The sequence below is a fragment of the Clostridium sp. AF19-22AC genome, from assembly GCF_003479085.1.
Taxonomy (GTDB): Bacteria; Bacillota; Clostridia; order Lachnospirales; family Lachnospiraceae; genus Faecalicatena_A; species Faecalicatena_A orotica.
This window is the reverse complement of the sequence record NZ_QUGN01000005.1, coordinates 203347-220288: the sequence shown is the minus strand read 5'-3', so window position 1 is coordinate 220288 and position 16942 is coordinate 203347. Positions and strand designations below refer to the sequence as shown.

General features: G+C 47.5%; 13 protein-coding genes. 6 read left to right on the top strand and 7 right to left on the bottom strand.

Annotated elements, in window-relative coordinates; all coding sequences use genetic code 11:
- The first annotated feature begins 114 nt into the window (after positions 1 to 114).
- The 3 genes from DWX43_RS08300 (at position 115) to DWX43_RS08290 (ending at position 4732) form a co-directional block, all read left to right on the top strand.
- Positions 115 to 2490: an endonuclease MutS2 gene (locus tag DWX43_RS08300; protein WP_118619979.1), complete on the top strand. Its 2376-nt coding sequence runs from the start codon at positions 115 to 117 to the stop codon at positions 2488 to 2490.
- A gap of 99 nt (positions 2491 to 2589) precedes the next feature.
- Positions 2590 to 3291, top strand: a complete 702-nt coding sequence (locus DWX43_RS08295; RefSeq protein ID WP_109729913.1) for a response regulator transcription factor — start codon at positions 2590 to 2592, stop codon at positions 3289 to 3291.
- Positions 3292 to 3322: 31 nt separating this feature from the next.
- On the top strand, positions 3323 to 4732 hold the full coding sequence (locus DWX43_RS08290; protein WP_118619978.1) for a HAMP domain-containing sensor histidine kinase: 1410 nt from the start codon (positions 3323 to 3325) through the stop codon (positions 4730 to 4732).
- Between the two features lie 112 nt (positions 4733 to 4844).
- On the opposite strand, the gene DWX43_RS08285 is transcribed toward DWX43_RS08290, so the two are convergent.
- Together DWX43_RS08285 and DWX43_RS08280 are read right to left on the bottom strand one after the other, a co-directional pair.
- Complete coding sequence (locus tag DWX43_RS08285) at positions 4845 to 5606, bottom strand: SDR family NAD(P)-dependent oxidoreductase (RefSeq protein ID WP_109729911.1); 762 nt, start codon at positions 5604 to 5606, stop codon at positions 4845 to 4847.
- Between the two features lie 67 nt (positions 5607 to 5673).
- Positions 5674 to 7602, bottom strand: a complete 1929-nt coding sequence (locus DWX43_RS08280) for an FAD-dependent oxidoreductase (protein WP_118619977.1) — start codon at positions 7600 to 7602, stop codon at positions 5674 to 5676.
- 225 nt (positions 7603 to 7827) lie between these two features.
- Between DWX43_RS08280 and DWX43_RS08275 the strand changes: the two genes are divergently transcribed.
- On the top strand, positions 7828 to 9012 hold the full coding sequence (locus DWX43_RS08275) for a helix-turn-helix domain-containing protein (RefSeq protein WP_118619976.1): 1185 nt from the start codon (positions 7828 to 7830) through the stop codon (positions 9010 to 9012).
- A 127-nt stretch (positions 9013 to 9139) separates the two neighbouring features.
- Here the strand turns inward: DWX43_RS08275 and DWX43_RS08270 are convergent, their stop codons facing one another.
- On the bottom strand, positions 9140 to 10303 hold the full coding sequence (locus DWX43_RS08270; protein WP_109729908.1) for a substrate-binding domain-containing protein: 1164 nt from the start codon (positions 10301 to 10303) through the stop codon (positions 9140 to 9142).
- A 226-nt stretch (positions 10304 to 10529) separates the two neighbouring features.
- On the opposite strand from DWX43_RS08270, the gene DWX43_RS08265 reads away from it, so the two are divergent.
- Both DWX43_RS08265 and DWX43_RS08260 read left to right on the top strand, forming a co-directional pair.
- A complete protein-coding gene (locus DWX43_RS08265) occupies positions 10530 to 10700 on the top strand; it encodes a 4Fe-4S binding protein (protein ID WP_109729907.1) in 171 nt (56 codons plus the stop codon).
- 179 nt (positions 10701 to 10879) lie between these two features.
- Positions 10880 to 11611, top strand: a complete 732-nt coding sequence (locus DWX43_RS08260; RefSeq protein WP_118619975.1) for a helix-turn-helix domain-containing protein — start codon at positions 10880 to 10882, stop codon at positions 11609 to 11611.
- An 83-nt stretch (positions 11612 to 11694) separates the two neighbouring features.
- On the opposite strand, the gene dnaB is transcribed toward DWX43_RS08260, so the two are convergent.
- From dnaB to DWX43_RS08240, 4 genes are all read right to left on the bottom strand, one after another.
- Positions 11695 to 13041, bottom strand: coding sequence for a replicative DNA helicase (gene dnaB, locus DWX43_RS08255; protein WP_109729905.1), 1347 nt, complete (start codon positions 13039 to 13041; stop codon positions 11695 to 11697).
- Positions 13042 to 13054: 13 nt separating this feature from the next.
- A complete protein-coding gene (gene rplI / locus DWX43_RS08250; RefSeq protein WP_109729904.1) occupies positions 13055 to 13504 on the bottom strand; it encodes a 50S ribosomal protein L9 in 450 nt (149 codons plus the stop codon).
- Positions 13505 to 13506: 2 nt separating this feature from the next.
- Positions 13507 to 15552 (bottom strand): DHH family phosphoesterase, encoded by a 2046-nt coding sequence (locus tag DWX43_RS08245; protein WP_109729903.1) that lies wholly within the window; start codon positions 15550 to 15552, stop codon positions 13507 to 13509.
- A 78-nt stretch (positions 15553 to 15630) separates the two neighbouring features.
- Positions 15631 to 16845, bottom strand: coding sequence for an AI-2E family transporter (locus DWX43_RS08240; protein ID WP_109729902.1), 1215 nt, complete (start codon positions 16843 to 16845; stop codon positions 15631 to 15633).
- Positions 16846 to 16942 lie beyond the last annotated feature (97 nt).

The following is a 16942-nucleotide window of genomic DNA, read 5'->3' as shown; positions in this document are numbered from 1 at the left end:
AGTATAACCGATTCATGGGGATTGTTCAATAAGTATCCTTTTCAATTTATCCTTTTCATTATGCATTAAATAATGTAGAATGTACCTATGAACTTAAGCAAAAAGGTGAAAAGTATGAATCAGAAAACATTATATAAATTAGAATTTGATAAAATTATCTCGTTACTGGAGGAACAGGCCTCTTCTATGAGGGGAAAGCAGCTCTGCCATAAGACAAAGCCAATGACAGACCTGGAGCGGATTAATACCTGCCAGGAGCAGACGGCCGCTGCATTTACAAGAATCGTAAAGAAAGGGCGCATTTCCTTAAGCGATGCCTTCCCTGTCGGGGAATCCCTGAAAAGGCTGGAGATCGGGGGCGCCATCGGGAGCGGGGAACTGCTTCGCATCTGTAAGCTTTTGCAGACCGCAGCACGCGCAAAGTCATATGGCCGCCACGATACACAGGAGGAACTGGCTGACTGTCTGGATGCCTTTTTCGATCAGCTGGAACCATTGACTCCGCTGACGATGGAGATTGAACGGTGCATCCCTGCCGAAGATGAAATCAGTGATGAGGCGAGCAGCACCCTGAAAAGTATCCGCCGCAGTATGAACGCGCTCAATGATAAAGTGCATGCAACGCTAACGAATCTGGTAAATGGTTCCCTACGCACTTATCTGCAGGACCCGATCATTACCATGAGGGGGGACCGCTATTGTGTGCCCGTGAAGGCAGAATACCGCAGCCAGGTGAACGGACTGATCCATGACCAGTCTTCCACAGGGTCTACGCTGTTTATCGAGCCAATGGCAGTTGTCAAACTGAACAACGATTTAAAGGAACTCTATGCCAAGGAACAGGAAGAGATTCAGGTGATTCTTGCCCGCCTGAGTGCGGACACCGCTGAATATATAGAAGAAATCCGTACCAATTATAAACTGCTGACCGATCTGGATTATATTTTTGCAAGGGGTTCTCTTGCACTGTCCATGAACGCCAGCCGTCCGGTCCTGAATACAGAAGGCCGTATCCGCATCCGCGAGGGGCGCCATCCCCTGCTGGACCCGAAGAAAGTCGTACCAATCACCGTTTCACTCGGTGAAGATTTTACACTGCTCATCATTACCGGACCAAATACCGGAGGTAAGACGGTTTCCCTGAAAACAGTGGGGCTCTTCACACTGATGGGGCAGGCAGGGCTTCATATCCCGGCCGGGGACCGTTCAGAACTTGCCATTTTTCATCAGGTTTACGCAGATATCGGGGACGAGCAGAGTATTGAGCAGAGCTTGAGTACCTTCTCATCCCATATGACTAATATTGTATCTTTCCTGAAAGATGTGGATGAAAAGTCACTCGTTCTATTCGATGAGCTTGGCGCGGGAACCGACCCGACTGAAGGTGCGGCGCTTGCTATTGCAATCCTTTCCCATCTTCATCAGCGGAATATCCGTGCAATGGCTACCACCCACTACAGTGAACTGAAGGTTTACGCATTGTCTACACCGGGCGTTGAGAATGCCTGCTGTGAATTCGATGTAGAAAGCCTGAAGCCGACGTACCGCCTGTTAATCGGAATTCCCGGGAAAAGTAATGCATTTGCCATTTCCGGAAAATTAGGACTGCCGGATTATATCATTGAGGATGCAAAACAGAGACTGTCGGAGCAGGATGTCTCCTTCGAAGACCTGCTGACCGATCTGGAATCAAGCAAACGCACCATCGAAAAAGAACAGGAAGCGATCGCCGCCTACAAAAGGGAAGTCGAGTCGCTGAAAATACAGGCAAAACAGAAACAGGAAAAGATCGAGGAACAGCGCGACAGAATCCTGAAAGAGGCGAACGAAAAGGCCGGCTCGATTCTGCGTGAGGCCAAAGAGCTCGCAGATGAAACAATGAAGAATTTCCGCAAATTCGGGAAAGAAAGTATTTCCGCCGCCGATATGGAAAAAGAGCGTGAACGCCTGCGCCAGAAGATAAAAGAAACGTCTTCCGCCAATGCCCTCCCTGTCCAGAAACAGAAAAAGGCATACAAGCCGGGAGATTTCAAGCTTGGAGAATCCGTAAAGGTACTGAGTATGAACCTCACCGGGACCGTCAGTTCCCTGCCGGATTCCCGCGGTAACCTCACCGTACAGATGGGAATTCTAAGGTCACAGGTAAATATATCCGACCTTGAGATCATCGATGAGCCAGCCTCTTATTCCACAGGCAGCAAGAAAGGCACTTCAAGAAGCAAAATGAAGATGAGCAAATCCCTGTCCGTCAGGCCGGAGATCAACCTTCTCGGCAAAACTGTAGATGAAGCAGTCTCCGAACTGGATAAGTATCTGGACGATGCACTGCTCTCCCACCTGAACACCGTGCGTATCGTACACGGAAAAGGCACCGGGGCGCTTCGCAAAGGCATCCACGAATACCTCAGGAGGCAGAAGCATGTCAAATCCTACCGGCTCGCAGAGTTCGGAGAAGGGGATGCAGGGGTTACTATAGTTGAATTTAAATAATACACAATATCACAGAAATTAGGGTTATCACCCCGAATTGTTTTAATTGTCAGAATACGGAGTTCAAAGGGGTCAGACCCCTATTAAAGGAGGCATCTCATGGTTGCTAAACAGAAAATTTTGATTGTCGATGACGACGAGAATATCGCCGAACTGATATCGCTGTATCTTGTGAAGGAATGTTTTGATACAAAGATGGTTTATAACGGGGAGGATGCGCTGTCTGCCTTTGAGACTTACCACCCGAACCTGATTCTTCTTGACCTGATGCTGCCGGGTATTGACGGTTACCAGGTCTGCCGTGAGATCCGGGCTAAGTCCTCCACGCCGATTATTATGCTCTCCGCGAAGGGAGAAGTGTTCGATAAGGTTCTGGGACTGGAACTGGGTGCGGATGATTATATTATGAAGCCTTTTGATTCCAAGGAGATGGTGGCCAGAGTCCGTGCCGTCCTCCGCAGATATCATCCTGTGAAAACCGAGGAGCCTGCCGAGGATAAGGCGAAATGCGTTGAGTATGAGGGGCTGACGATCAACCTTACGAATTATGCCGTTGTATGTGACGGCCACCCGGTGGAAATGCCTCCAAAGGAGCTTGAACTGCTTTATTTCCTCGCGGCATCCCCGAACCAGGTGTTTACGCGTGAACAGCTCCTCGACCAGATCTGGGGCTATGAGTATATCGGAGACACCAGGACCGTGGATGTGCATATTAAAAGACTGCGCGAGAAGATCAAGGACCATCCGTCCTGGGGGCTGAGCACCGTGTGGGGAATTGGTTATAAATTCGAAGTAAAGTAAGTTTGTAATAGACATAAAAAGGAAGTGCGGCATGAAGAGTACTTTGTACTTAAAGTTTATCATCATCTATATTATATTTGGATTCCTGAGTTTTTTCACGGTTGGAATTCTGACGAGCCAGCTGATGCTTGACCGTCTGGAAAAGAATGACTCTCAGAATTTATACAAGCAGGCAAATGTAATGGCTGCCGACTATCTTCCGTCCTATTTTCAGGAAGATAACTCCACGCGCGCCGTGCATTCCCAGTTAAATGCAGCAAAACAGTACCTGAATTCCTCACTCTGGTTCGTAAAAGAGGATGGTACCCTGATTACTTCTGCCAATCTGGAAAACACAGCCGCACCGGATATGATCGAGAATTTCGACCCTGCCGAGATCGGGAGCGACCAGTATATTATCGGGGATTACCACGGGTATTTCAAGGAGGACGTAATCACAGTCATGGCCCCTGTGACACAGGGGTTTTATATCCGTGGTTACCTCCTCATCCATAAGCCCGTCTCCTATATCCAGCAGACAAGCAGCAGGATGATGTTCCCGGTCTATATAACTGTTGCCGTGATTTTTATATTGTCCTTTATCCTGCTGCTCGCCTTCCACTTTTTTATTTACCGGCCGCTTCGCCAGATCACCGAGGCAGCTACCCAGTATGCGTCCGGGAACCTGACCTATGAAATTCCGGTCAACACACATGACGAGATGGGATATCTTTCGGCCTCACTGAATTACATGTCCGTCCAGCTTAGGGACATGGAAGAATACCAGAAGAAAATCGTAGCAAACGTCTCCCATGATTTCCGTTCCCCGCTGACCTCCATCAGGGGTTATGTGCAGGCCATGACGGACGGGACGATTCCACCGGAGCTACATGGAAAATATCTCGATATTATTTTATTTGAGACAGAGCGTCTGACAGACCTGACAAAAGACCTTCTGACATTGAACGAATTCGATACAAAGGAACTGCTTCTTGATAAAACAGAATTCGATATTCAGGAAATGATTAAGAATACGGCAGCTTCTTTTGAAGGCGCCTGTACCCCGAAACGTATCTCCATCGGGCTTTTGCTGCTTCCCGGCGAAGTCCTTGTTTATGCAGACAGACGCAAGATACAGCAGGTCCTCTATAATCTGATCGACAATGCGATTAAGTTCAGTGAAAATGAATCCTCCGTCACGATCGAGGTAACTGCGCGCGGTGAGAAGATTTTTGTCTCCGTAAAAGATTCCGGCATCGGCATTCCGAGGAAAGAACTGAACAAGATCTGGGAGCGTTTCTACAAATCAGACCTTTCACGCGGCAAAGATAAAAAAGGAACCGGCCTTGGACTTGCAATCGTAAAAGAGGCAATACAGGCCCACGATGAACATATTAATGTAATCAGTACCGAAGGGGTAGGGACAGAATTTATCTTCTCACTCAGTAAAAAAGAAAATTAACCTTTTATGTAAAAAGACGCCGGGCGGGAAGGACAATCATGGGCGATTGTCCTTCCTGTCCGGCGTCCCGTCTTATTATCCTAAGATAATTCCTATCTTAATAGGATCCCATTTATTGTGTATTTCCTCCGTCCACGCTGATGATTGCACCTGTCATGTAAGATGATGCCTCGGAAGCAAGGAAAGAGATCACCCCGGTTATCTCAGATGTCTGCCCCATGCGTGCCGGCCCTAAGAGAGCTGTCGACGCTTTCGGCTGTACAAACTGGTGCTCCTGCATATACTTTCCAACTGCAATTGTCAGCGGCGTAATAATCCCGCCCGGGCAGACGCTGTTGACCCGGACACCGTATTTTGCCATCTCGATCGCCGCATCTTTTGTCAGTCCGATGACTGCATGCTTAGTAGCCGAATACACACCGAACCCGGTCTCCGGACGGATACCTGATGAAGAACCCGTATTGACGAGATGGCCGTATCCCTGTTTTTTCATGACACGGAGCGCGTGCTTCATGCCAAAGAAGCATGCCTTGAAGTTATTGTTTGTTACATAGTCAAAATCCTCTTCCGTAATATCTTCGAAAAGCTTTGGCATATGGATGACACCCTGATTGTTAAAATAGAAGTCTATCTTCCCATACTTCTCTGCCGCAAACCGGATAAATTTCTCCGCCTGTTCCTCGACCGCCATATTAATTTCGAGAAAGTCCGCCTCTACATTCTGTTCTCTGCACAGAGCCAGCGTCTTTTCCCCTTCTTCCTTATTCCAGTCACAAAGGACCATCTGAAACCCATCTTTTGCGAGTTGTACAGAACAGTCACGTCCGATTCCCGTTGCCGCTCCTGATACCAATGCTACTCTTTTCTCACTCATGTCCATACCTCCATATATGAAATCATTTCCCGATACATTTACACACACCTGAGGTGTGCACACTAACCTATATTTCCCGCGCAATTCTCGCGGCATCTGCCGTCGCATCGATTGCACGCCTCGGTTTTTCTGCGTCCCCTATCGTATAAACCGGAATCCCTTTCTCCTTACAAAGTGCTTCTTCCGCTGAAAAATCTGCGCTGTGTACCCCTACGGCTGCCACGACATAGTCACACGGAATCGTCTGTTTTTCTCCTCCATTGTCCACGACAACACCGTCTCCTGTGATCTCCAGACACTTGCAGTTCGGCATCTGCGTCACACCCTCCATATAGAGGTTTTCCATGACGCAGACCTTTCTGGTCGTCCCCAGATCGGTTCCAAGCCCTTCCAGCATTTCTACTACAGTCACCTTACACCCTTTGTCTGACAGATATTCTGCAGTCTCCAGACCTACCAGGCCGCCGCCGATTACTACCACATTTCCTTCCACTGATGCTTTTCCGCCCAGAATTTCGTGTGAATTTTTCACATGCGGCAGATTAATACCCGGGATAGGCGGGATAATCGGCAGTGCACCGATGGCATTGATTACCGCGTCCGGTTTCAGTTCTTCTATCAGGGCAGGAGTAACCGGTGCATTCAGTCTCACATCCACGCCGCGCCGTGTAATCTGCTCTCCCTTGCTCATAGCTGCGAGCTTCATTTCCAGCTTCCTCGGGGCCTCGCCTGCCAGAAGAAACTGTCCCCCGAGCCTGTCAGATGCTTCGCACAGAACCGGGTGGTGCCCCCTTGCATAGAGGACGTCTGCCGCTTCCATTCCAGCCATGCCCCCGCCTGCGATGAGTACTGTCTTCGGTTCTTTCGTTTTGGAGATGCGGTATTCATTTTCTTTGCCAAGGGCCGGATTTCTCAGGCAGGTAATGTGCGGAATCACATGGCTTTCGCAGGCATCGTAGCATCCCTGGTTGCAGCCCACGCATCTTACGATATCATCCAGCCTGCCTTCTTTGGACTTATTACAGAATTCCGGGTCAGCCAGCTGTGCGCGCCCGATTCCGACCAGATCCAGCTTATCTTCCTGAAGAAGCCGGTCGGCCAGTTCCGGATCATTAATACGCCCCACACCCATCGTGACCATTCCGGTCTCCCTGCGGATCCGCGCCGCGTTTTCGATGTTGAACGCTCTCGGGAGATCGATCGGCGGCACCTCAAACTTAATACCTGCACTGATAATATTTCCTCTCGAAATATCCAGCACATCCACGCCTGCTTCTTTTGCCAGTTTACAGAACGCGATCACATCCTCAATCGTCATGCCATTTTCAAGATAATCGTCCTGTGCGTCAATACGCATAAACAACGGCATATCGTCCGGTATGTTTTTCCTGATTGATTCGATGACCGCCAATGGAAAACGGGCCCGGTTTTCAAACGTGCCTCCATACTCATCCGTACGTTTATTGATTGCAGGAGACAGGAAGGAATGCAGGATATAGTTATGTGCCATATGTACCTCCACACAGTCATATCCCGCCTCCACGGCTCTGTGTGCAGCCTTCCCGTAGCATGTCGTAAGTTCGTCGATCAACGCCTTGTCAGCGCCCTTTACAACATATCCGGGAGCCAGCTCCAGATCACTTGCAACGATAACCTGAATCCCCTGGTGCGCCGCAACTGCGATACTGCCCTGCCACAGCTGTACACCGGCTTTCCCTCCTGCTTCGTGGATTGCATCCGTGAGCCGTTTCATGCCCGGTATGAAACGGTCCTCTCCCAGTGACGGGTAAATCCCCGGCACGGATGGCTGGTGGACCCCGGTAACCTCTACCATATTGAGTCCGCTGCCTCCTTTTGCACGGTCTACATGATACTGGATCAGCTGTTCTGTTACTTCATTGTCCTTCGGGAATTTTGTCCCCATTGCAGGCATGATAATGCGATTCTTAAGTTCCACTCCACGCAGTTTCATTGGTGAAAACAGATAAGAAAACATTCATTCAACCCCTTTCTTTTGGTTCATATGTTAGTTCCATTATTTCATATCTGTTAAAAACTTAAAGCGCATTTTCATCATAACCTTTCTCAATGCAGGGGCCATTTTTTAGATAAATATTATCATTTTGAACTGATATGCTTTTCTTAATTCACCTGAAACCGTATAATATAGATAATGAAACTGAAGCTAAAATAGTTCTGTACTCCCCAACAGGAGGTGTTTATGGAAAAAAAAGAGATGCATTCCTACTCAAATTCATTTTATCACCGCAGCCAGCTCACCCTTGAAAATGTGGCGGTTGAAACTGATACTCTCAAAAACAACGAACAGCCTCATGCACACGACAATATAGAATACTGCCTGATACTTGGCGGAACGGGGTACCTCGATGTAAACGGGGAGCGCTATACCATCAGTACAAATGATTACATCCGATTTTTCCCCTTCCATGTCCACCGGCTGGTTCCACAGGAGCCTCTTCGTTTTCTCAGGATTTCTTTCCCACTGGAGCTCCTTGTTTATCTGGATATGAGCAAGAGTTTTGCAAATGACAGCCTGTATATCCTCGAATGCGGCTCGCCCGTTGTTGCTCTTTCGGACAAGGACTCGCCCTCCATGCAGCAGCTTTTTCTGGAGATTAAGCAGGAACTTAAGAAGAAAAATGACTTTTATGAGTTTTTCGTTCTCTCAAATGTCATGAAGATGGTAAACATCTACGAACGCATGGCATTAACCCAGAACAAAAGCCGTGACGCACAGCATAACCTTCTCTGGCAGGTTCTGCAGTACATGCATGTTCACTTTAACAGCAGCGCAGGTGAGGTCGCAAAGGCTTTTTCTATTTCTGTCCCTTACCTCAATTACCTGTTCCGCTGCATAACCGGCAGCAATTTCGCGGAAAACCGCCATCAGGTCCGTATCCGCAATGCCTGCTCCATGATGCAGTTCGAGGAACTTTCTATCGCCTTTATTGCAAATTATGTGGGGTACCATTCCCTCTCGACATTTTACAGGGTGTTTCATAAACTAAAAGGGATGACGCCCGAGGAGTACCGTAAAAAAAGTCCCTCAAATGCAGTTTACCGCTCAGATACCGCATGGCAGATTCTGCTATATCTTTTCGAGCATTACAATGAGAATCTTGATATTGTCAGTGTTTCCGACTATTTCTTCATGAGCAGGGCCACCCTGACGGAAATACTGAAACGGAATTACGGAACCGGCTTTTCAAGGCTTCTGACCTCCATCCGCCTTGTCTACGCAAGGGCGCTCCTCGCTGGGACAGAAATGCCGGTATATGATATTGCCATGACAGTCGGCTTTCGTTCCATACGGACGTTTCGCAGAAATTTTGAACAGGATACCGGCATGACCCCTTCTTCATACAGGGGAAGTGAATGTACTTAATTCCGAAAACATAAAGACAGGTATCTGCACTTCCCTTGCCTGGGACATACAGATACCTGTCTTTCTTTATTATAAGGCTATAAAACGTTCTTAAAGTCTCACTACTTCACAATCTTCATAGCAGTTGTTACTCATACAGCATATTCTGTATGGACTCTTCCTCCAGGTTCTCCTGTGTCACCCAGATATATCCTGTATCAACAACCGCCTCATTGCCGCTTTGGAGGATTGTACGTGATGCCGCAATCACGGATGCATAGCCGATTCCAAACGGATTCTGTACAACCAGCCCGCGGATATCTCCGTTCTTAAGTGATTCAATCTGGTCTTTTCCGCCGTCAAACCCCATCAGGATAATATCATCTGACTTTTCCGCCTGCTTTAAAGAAGAGAGTGCAAGCTTCGTTGCCGTCACATTCGTCCCGAAACAGCCCTTCACATCAGGGTGCTTCTCAAGGTAGTACTGGATTACATCTTCGTCTGTCAGGCTGTCAGGTGTAATCTCTTTCTCCTCTGCCTTTTTATTCTTATTCTTTTCTTCTGCGATTGCTTTTTTCAAATCATCCATCTTGTCCAGATAAATCGTCTCTTCAATCGTTACATCCGGATGGTTATTCTCAATCTCTTTCTTAAATCCATCCTCACGCTCTTTGCTGGAAGCTGACTTGGAATCATGTACGACCAGCAGTACCCCGCCTTTATTCTCTATCTCGCCGCTTAACTTATAAGCACCCGTCCCGGCCGCCTCCTCATTATTCGTCTTGATTGTGCACTGGATTCCCTGATAGGAATTACCTGAGTCCAGTGCAATGATCGGGATACCGTTCTCTGACGCCAGGTCAAACTGGACGGTGCAGGCATCTGCATCTATACTCGCAATCCCGATTGCATCGGGATACCGCGCAAGCTCCTCATCGAGAATATTCACCTGCTCGTCAATGTCCTCCCCCACTCCGGGAGCATTGTAAGTCACCTTGACCTTGTCATCCCCCTTATATCCAAGCGCCTTGTTCAGATCCTCAGCCGCCTGTTCAACACCGCTCTTAAGTGCCTTCCAATAGGAAGAACTGTCATCCTTTCCTATGATAGATATATAAGCCCCGGGCTCTAACTTTAATCCCTGTACATTATTGTATGCTGACGGTGAAATCGCGTTGAGATTGTCCTGATATGGCGGTTCTTCCGTTGTATCTCCCGTAAACTTCGGAGTCTCCTCCTTTTTACTGCATGCACAGACAGCCAGCATAATGCAAAGTACAGCCGATACGATGATTGTCCACTTCTTTTTCATATAATTGCCTCCAGATCTTGTCTTACTGTCTCCAGATTACCACTTATATACTATACACTAATCCTGTGAAAAAAAAAGGAATTTTTTCTTAATTTTTATAAAAAGTTATAAAATTGTACCTGATTTAAAGCATAAAATAGCTTGTATATTTAACTGTTTTATATTAGAATAAGCATAACGGCAGTTATAAAATACTGCTGCACATTTCAAAAAGGAGGATACATACATGGCACGAGTAATAAGTGATGAATGTGTAAGCTGCGGATCTTGCGAAAGCGAATGTCCAGTAGGAGCTATCGCTGAAGGTGATGGCAAATACGTAATCGACGCTGATGCTTGCGTAGATTGTGGAGCATGTGAGTCTGCTTGTCCTACAGGGGCTATTTCAGCAGAATAATTTTAGTAATAAATCGCAAAGTGATCACAAGCTGAGAATGCCGTCCTCTGGTGGGGGCGGTATTTTTATGGCATAATTTGACGAACGATTTATGTCTTTTCCCTATACATGCTATGGTATAATAACACCGAACACAAGAATCTTGTAACATCATTGTCTTAAGGAGGTATTGGTATAATATGGGTGAAGTCAGGTTTATGATTTCTGAAGCCGCCAAGCAGGTGAAGGTAGAATCCCACGTACTGCGTTACTGGGAAGAAGAACTGGAACTGGTAATAGGGCGCACGGAAATGGGGCATCGATATTATACAAAGGACGATATACAACTTTTTCGCTGTATTAAAAAACTCAAAGATGAAGGGATGCTTCTAAAGGACCTGAAACCCTTAATCCCAGAACTAAAAGCAACACGTCTTAAGATTCAGGAGACCGCTCCGTCAAAGTCTCAGGAACCTGAGAAACAGGCTTCCCTGCAAAAGCAGGACACAATAAAGAGCATAAAGCCGGCTGGAGAAGCAGCATCTCTTCAGAGTACATCCGCCAAAACAGCACCTGCAGCAAAAGCTGCCATAAGGGAAATGGCGGTCCCCGCAGCAAAGGACAAGCCTGCTGCCCCTGAAATCATTCAGGCCGAGGTGATCCCGGTAACGCAGTTAGAACAGGTCAGAACCCTCATAGGCGATGTCCTGACAGAAGTCGTCACAACCAACAACGAGTCACTCAAAAAGGATATCAGCAAGAGTGTCACAAAGGATGTGATCCGGGAAATGGACTTCCTCTTCCAGGCCAAGGAACGCCAGGAAGAAGAACACTACCGCAAGCTGGACTGCCTGATCCGCCAGCAGCAGGCCAACCGCCGCGATGCTGCCCGCGAGACTCCGATTGGAAAGCTTAAAAAGCTTCTCAACTAGTTCCGCGTGCAGGGCCGGGGCAGGACAAAAAAGAGGAAAACCGGAACACAATCGTTACTGTCCCTGTTTTCCTCTTTTTTATTTTACTCCGGCTGCCGCAGCTCGTTTCCAAAACGGGTATACTGCGGAATCCAAGCCAGTCTGACGGTTCCGACCGGGCCGTTTCTCTGCTTTGCTATGATAATCTCGGCAATTCCCTTATCTTCCGTATCCGGTATATAATAATCCTCACGGTAAATAAACATACATACATCGGCATCCTGCTCAATGGCCCCGGATTCTCTTAGGTCAGAAAGCATAGGTCTCTTATCTGTCCTCTGCTCAACCGCACGGCTCAGCTGTGAAAGCGCAATAACCGGCACATTCAGTTCCCTTGCCAGCCCTTTCAGCGAACGCGAAATCTCCGAAATCTCCTGCTGCCGGCTTTCATTGCTTTTCCCCCCGCTCCCGCTCATCAGCTGGAGGTAGTCGATGATAATCAGGTCCAGCCCGAGTTCCATCTTAAACTTCCTGCATTTGGAACGCATCTCCGTAATAGAAATACCGGAGGTATCATCAATGACGAGTCTCGATTTCCCGATCCGTCCGGCGCCTTCTATCAGTTTTTCCCAGTCTGTGTCCTTTAAGTTACCTGTACGCAGAAGCTGGGCATCTACATGCGATTCCAGAGAAAACAGACGGTTAACGAGCTGTTCCTTTGACATCTCGAGACTGAAGATTGCCACAGCGCAATTCTGCCTGAATGCGGCATGCTGTGCAATGTTTAGAACAAAGGCCGTCTTACCCATTGAAGGCCTTGCCGCTATCAGGACCAGGTCTGAGCGCTGCAGTCCTGACAGCTTATAATCCAGATCTATAAAGCCTGTCGGGATACCTGTCACACTCCCCGTTGTCTTAGAGGCTTTCTCTATCACATCCAGTGCATTCAGTACGACCTGCTTGATTGGGACATACTCCTGTACACTTCCACGCTCGGCCAGTTCGAATACACCCTTTTCCGCCTTATCCAGAATCGCTTCAAGGGGCTGGTTCTCCTGATAACATGCGGTAGTAACTTCTTCATTTACTTTAATCAGCTGGCGCAGTGTGGCCTTTTCCCGTACAATCTCGGCATAATACTTTACATTCGCCGAGGTTGTCACGCTGGCTACAAGGTCTCTTGCAAACTCCATGCTACTGATCTCCGGGGGAACGTTCTTTTCCTTCAGATGTTCCTGCAGTGTAATCAGGTCCACGGGTTTTCCCGCCTGAAAGAGTTCCACCATAGAATCAAACAGTATCCCATAAGCAGTCTGATAAAAATCATCCCCGGTGAGGACCTCAGATGCAGCCATGATCGCGTCTTTGTTCATCAGCATAGCTCCCACGACAGCCTGCTCCGCTTCCGCGCTGTGAGGGAGTATTCTCTTAATCGCTGCTTCCATTTCCATAAAGCGAATCCCCTTATGCTTCTTCTGTTACAACAACTTTAAGCTCAGCCGTTACTTCCGGGTGTAACTTAACCGGAACATGGTGAGTGCCGAGCGTCTTGATCGTTTCCTTTAACTGGATCTTCTTCTTGTCAGCTTCCACTCCCATCTGGTCTTTTACTGCTGCAGCTATTTCCTTGCTGGATATTGACCCGAATGTCTTCCCGCCTTCTCCGACTTTGATGGAAAGTTCCACTTTTCCGGCCTCCAACTCTGCTTTTAACTGCTTTGCGGCATCTAAATTCTCCTGTGCGATCTTATCTTCTTTCTTTTTCTGGAGCTTAAGCTCGTTTAAGTTCTTATTGTTTGCTTCAACACCGAGCTTTTTCGGCAGAATGAAGTTTCTTGCATATCCGTCGTTTACATTTACAATTTCTCCCTTTTTTCCGAGAGATTTCACGTCCTGTAATAAGATTACTTTCATAATTAAATATCTCCTTCTTCAATCATCTGGTCTATTGTTTCTTTCAGCACCTTAATTGCCTGATGCATATTTGTATGGTCAAACTGTGCTCCGGCAGAATTGATATGTCCGCCCCCGCCAAGCTTCTCCGCAATAATCTGCACATTCACCTCATCAATGGAACGCGCACTCAGGTAAATCCTGCCTTCGTAGATAGTAAGTACAAAGGATGCCTTGATACCGCTGATGTCCAGCAGCTCATTCGCGGCCTGTGCAGCAAGCACCGTCGGGCTCTCAATATCTCCCGGGCTCTGTGCAATAGCATACTCGTCCCTGTAAACTTCCGCCATGCGGACGGCTTCTGCTTTTGCACGGTAAGACTCCATATCATCGCGGAACATTTTGCGTACGCGTGTAATGTCAGCGCCGCATCTCCTTAAAAATGCCGCCGCTTCAAACGTACGCACACCTGTGCGGTTCATAAAGTTGCGTGTATCGATCATGATTCCCGCATACAGGCAGTCTGCCTCAACAGACGGAAACTTAATGTCATCTACAATATACTGCAGTACTTCCGCAACCATCTCACTCGTTGAGGATGAGTACGGTTCTACGTAAGAAAGAACCGCGTTCTCGATTACATTGCTGCTCTGGCGGTGATGATCGAGCACGGCAATCGTCTTGGAACACTTCAAAAGTTCCGGACACTCGGTCATCTGCGGCTTGTTCGTATCCACAACAACTACCATCGTATTATCCGTCACATAATCCAGCGCCTGTTCCGAGGTCAGGAAAATGTCCTTCCCGTATGCCGGACTTCCGGCAATTTCATCGTACAGGGGGCGCACCGAAGTCGTGATCTCATTGATAACGACATGGGCCTTCTTCTCCAGTTCCACAGCCGCACGGTAGATTCCCATACATGCCCCGAGAGAGTCGGCGTCACCAATCTTATGCCCCATGACAATGACCTGGTCCTTGGCCACGATAAATTCACGCAGCGCCTCCGCCTTAACACGCGCCTTAACACGGGTATTCTTTGCTGTCTGCTCCTTCTTGCCTCCGAAATATGTAATTCCTTTGCAGTCCTTGATGACAGCCTGGTCCCCGCCCCGCGCCAGCGCCAGGTCAATGGCAACACGCGCATAGTTGTAGCTCTGTGCGTAGGTCGAAGTATTCAGCCCGAGTCCGATGCTTAAGGTCGCGGAACGGGCGTTTCCGATGTTTACCTGCTTTACATCCTCCAGAAGTGAGAACTTGTCTGCCTCGATCTTCCTGTAGCTTTCTTTCTTGATAACAATAAAGTACTTGTCTTTCTCAAGCTTTTTCACGATTCCGTCTATATCCCCGATATACTTGTTAATCTTACGGTCAATCAGCGCAACAAGAAGAGACTGCCGCACTTCCTCGACACTCTCCATGACTTCATCATAGTTGTCAATATAGATCAGTCCGGCAATCAGGCGCTGGTCTTCATTTTCTCTGATGTATGAGTTCAGTTCCGTAACATCCTTCATATATACCGCGATGAAGTATTCCTTCTCACGCGGGATCTGAAGCAGCTGCTCAGCCTCGCTGAATCCCTCAACTGAAACTCTTCTAAGCTCTACCTGATAGTCTCTTTCCTTGTAAACAACCTCCAGCTCTACATGATCCGACTCCTCACGCGGGAATACCCCGGTGTTCAGCTCCGGAATCAGTTTGTTCAGATACTTTTCCCGTTTCTGTCCTTCAATCATGTCGTTAAAGCTGTCATTCTTCCACAGGATCCTTCCATCTTCCAACAGGATGGCGTATGGAATCGTCAGTTCCTTAAGTAGTGTGTTCTGTATCCCCTTATACTGTGTAGAAAACTGAATTAAATCTGCCAGAATCAAAGAACGGTTGTAAAAGTACAGAAGCCCTACTATCACCAGATAAACGACGACAAAGACGGACATCATAACGCCTGCCTTCCTGTCGATCATGTACATCCAGATATTCATTGCAATCAGAAGCACCGTCATAATCAACGGCCACTGCATGTACATTCTGAGCTGCCCCTTTAGTCGCATATTCTTTTTTCCCATGCTTTTTTCCTCATAGTCCTTCTATCATGTTACCGTTAATGTTTCTAGTATAGCACTTTTTTGTATATTATTCTACTTCTAGTTTTCATTCCCAGTATTCCCGGAACTCATTCCTGATACATCCACCGATTCCCCGGTAGTATTGTCTATCTGAATCCCTTTCTTTTTCAGCTGCCAGTATACGTTATTCCGGAATAAAGTATAGACAACTGACACAATCGGGATAAATACAAGCATACCAACAATTCCCATCAGACTGCCGCCGATACTGACCGCAGCCAGCACCCAGATAGACGGGAGTCCGACCGAACTGCCGACCACTCTCGGATAAATCAGGTTGCCTTCGATCTGCTGGAGCACGAGGAACAAAACAACGAAAACCAGCGCCTTCATCGGTGCGACCATCAGGATTAAGAACGCCCCGACCACACATCCGATGAACGCTCCGAATATCGGGATCAAAGCGGTAAATGCAATCAATATTCCGACCAGCATCGCATATGGCAGGCGGAATACCGTCATTGTCACGACAAACATCGCGCCGAGTATCACTGCCTCCACACACTGTCCTGTCAGGAAACTTGAAAATGTCTTATAGGTCAGGGAACAGACATCCAGTGCCTTTTCCACATACTCTTCTTTCAGATAAGCGTACATGATCTTCCTGATCTGAATGTTCAGCTTTTCCTTCTGAAGCAGAATGTAGCAGGCAAACACAAAGGCAATGAAGAAAGTCGCCAGCCCGCTCACAATACTCTTGGCAACTGTAAATGTAGAACCGAGGACGCTGCCGGCGCCGTTTTTAAAGAATGACACCATGCCGTTGAGCACCTTGTCCCAGTCAATCTTAATGTCATTCACCATCGCTACGATTTCTTTATTGTTATTAAACATTTCTTCCACCCAGGACTGGACCTTCGGCACGAAATCCTGAATATTTTTCCCGAGTGACATGAAAGTGCCGCCCAGTTTCGGGACCACGACAAATATCACGAGAGAGACGACACCCAGCACGATAATAATTGTCAGCACAAGACTCAGCGGCCTTGCCAGCTTCTTAACCGGATGCCGGTCATTTGTATTCTTATTATAAAAGAGCTTCTCTTCCAGAAAATGCATCGGCACATTCAGGATAAACGCAATTGCAGCACCCAGCAGAAACGGAAACATAATCCCGAGGAGGAACCCGAGCGCCTCCAGTACGACCGTATATTTCCACAGGGCGATGAGCACGACAAGTGTAAAAAGAATTAAGCCTCTGATCTTTCGTAAGTTTTCCTTATTAAATTCCATAAAATACCCGCTTTCTATAAATGCACTAATCAGATTGTAACCGGTTATTCCACATTTTAACATATCAATCCTTTAAGTTCCACTTTTTCATGCAGGA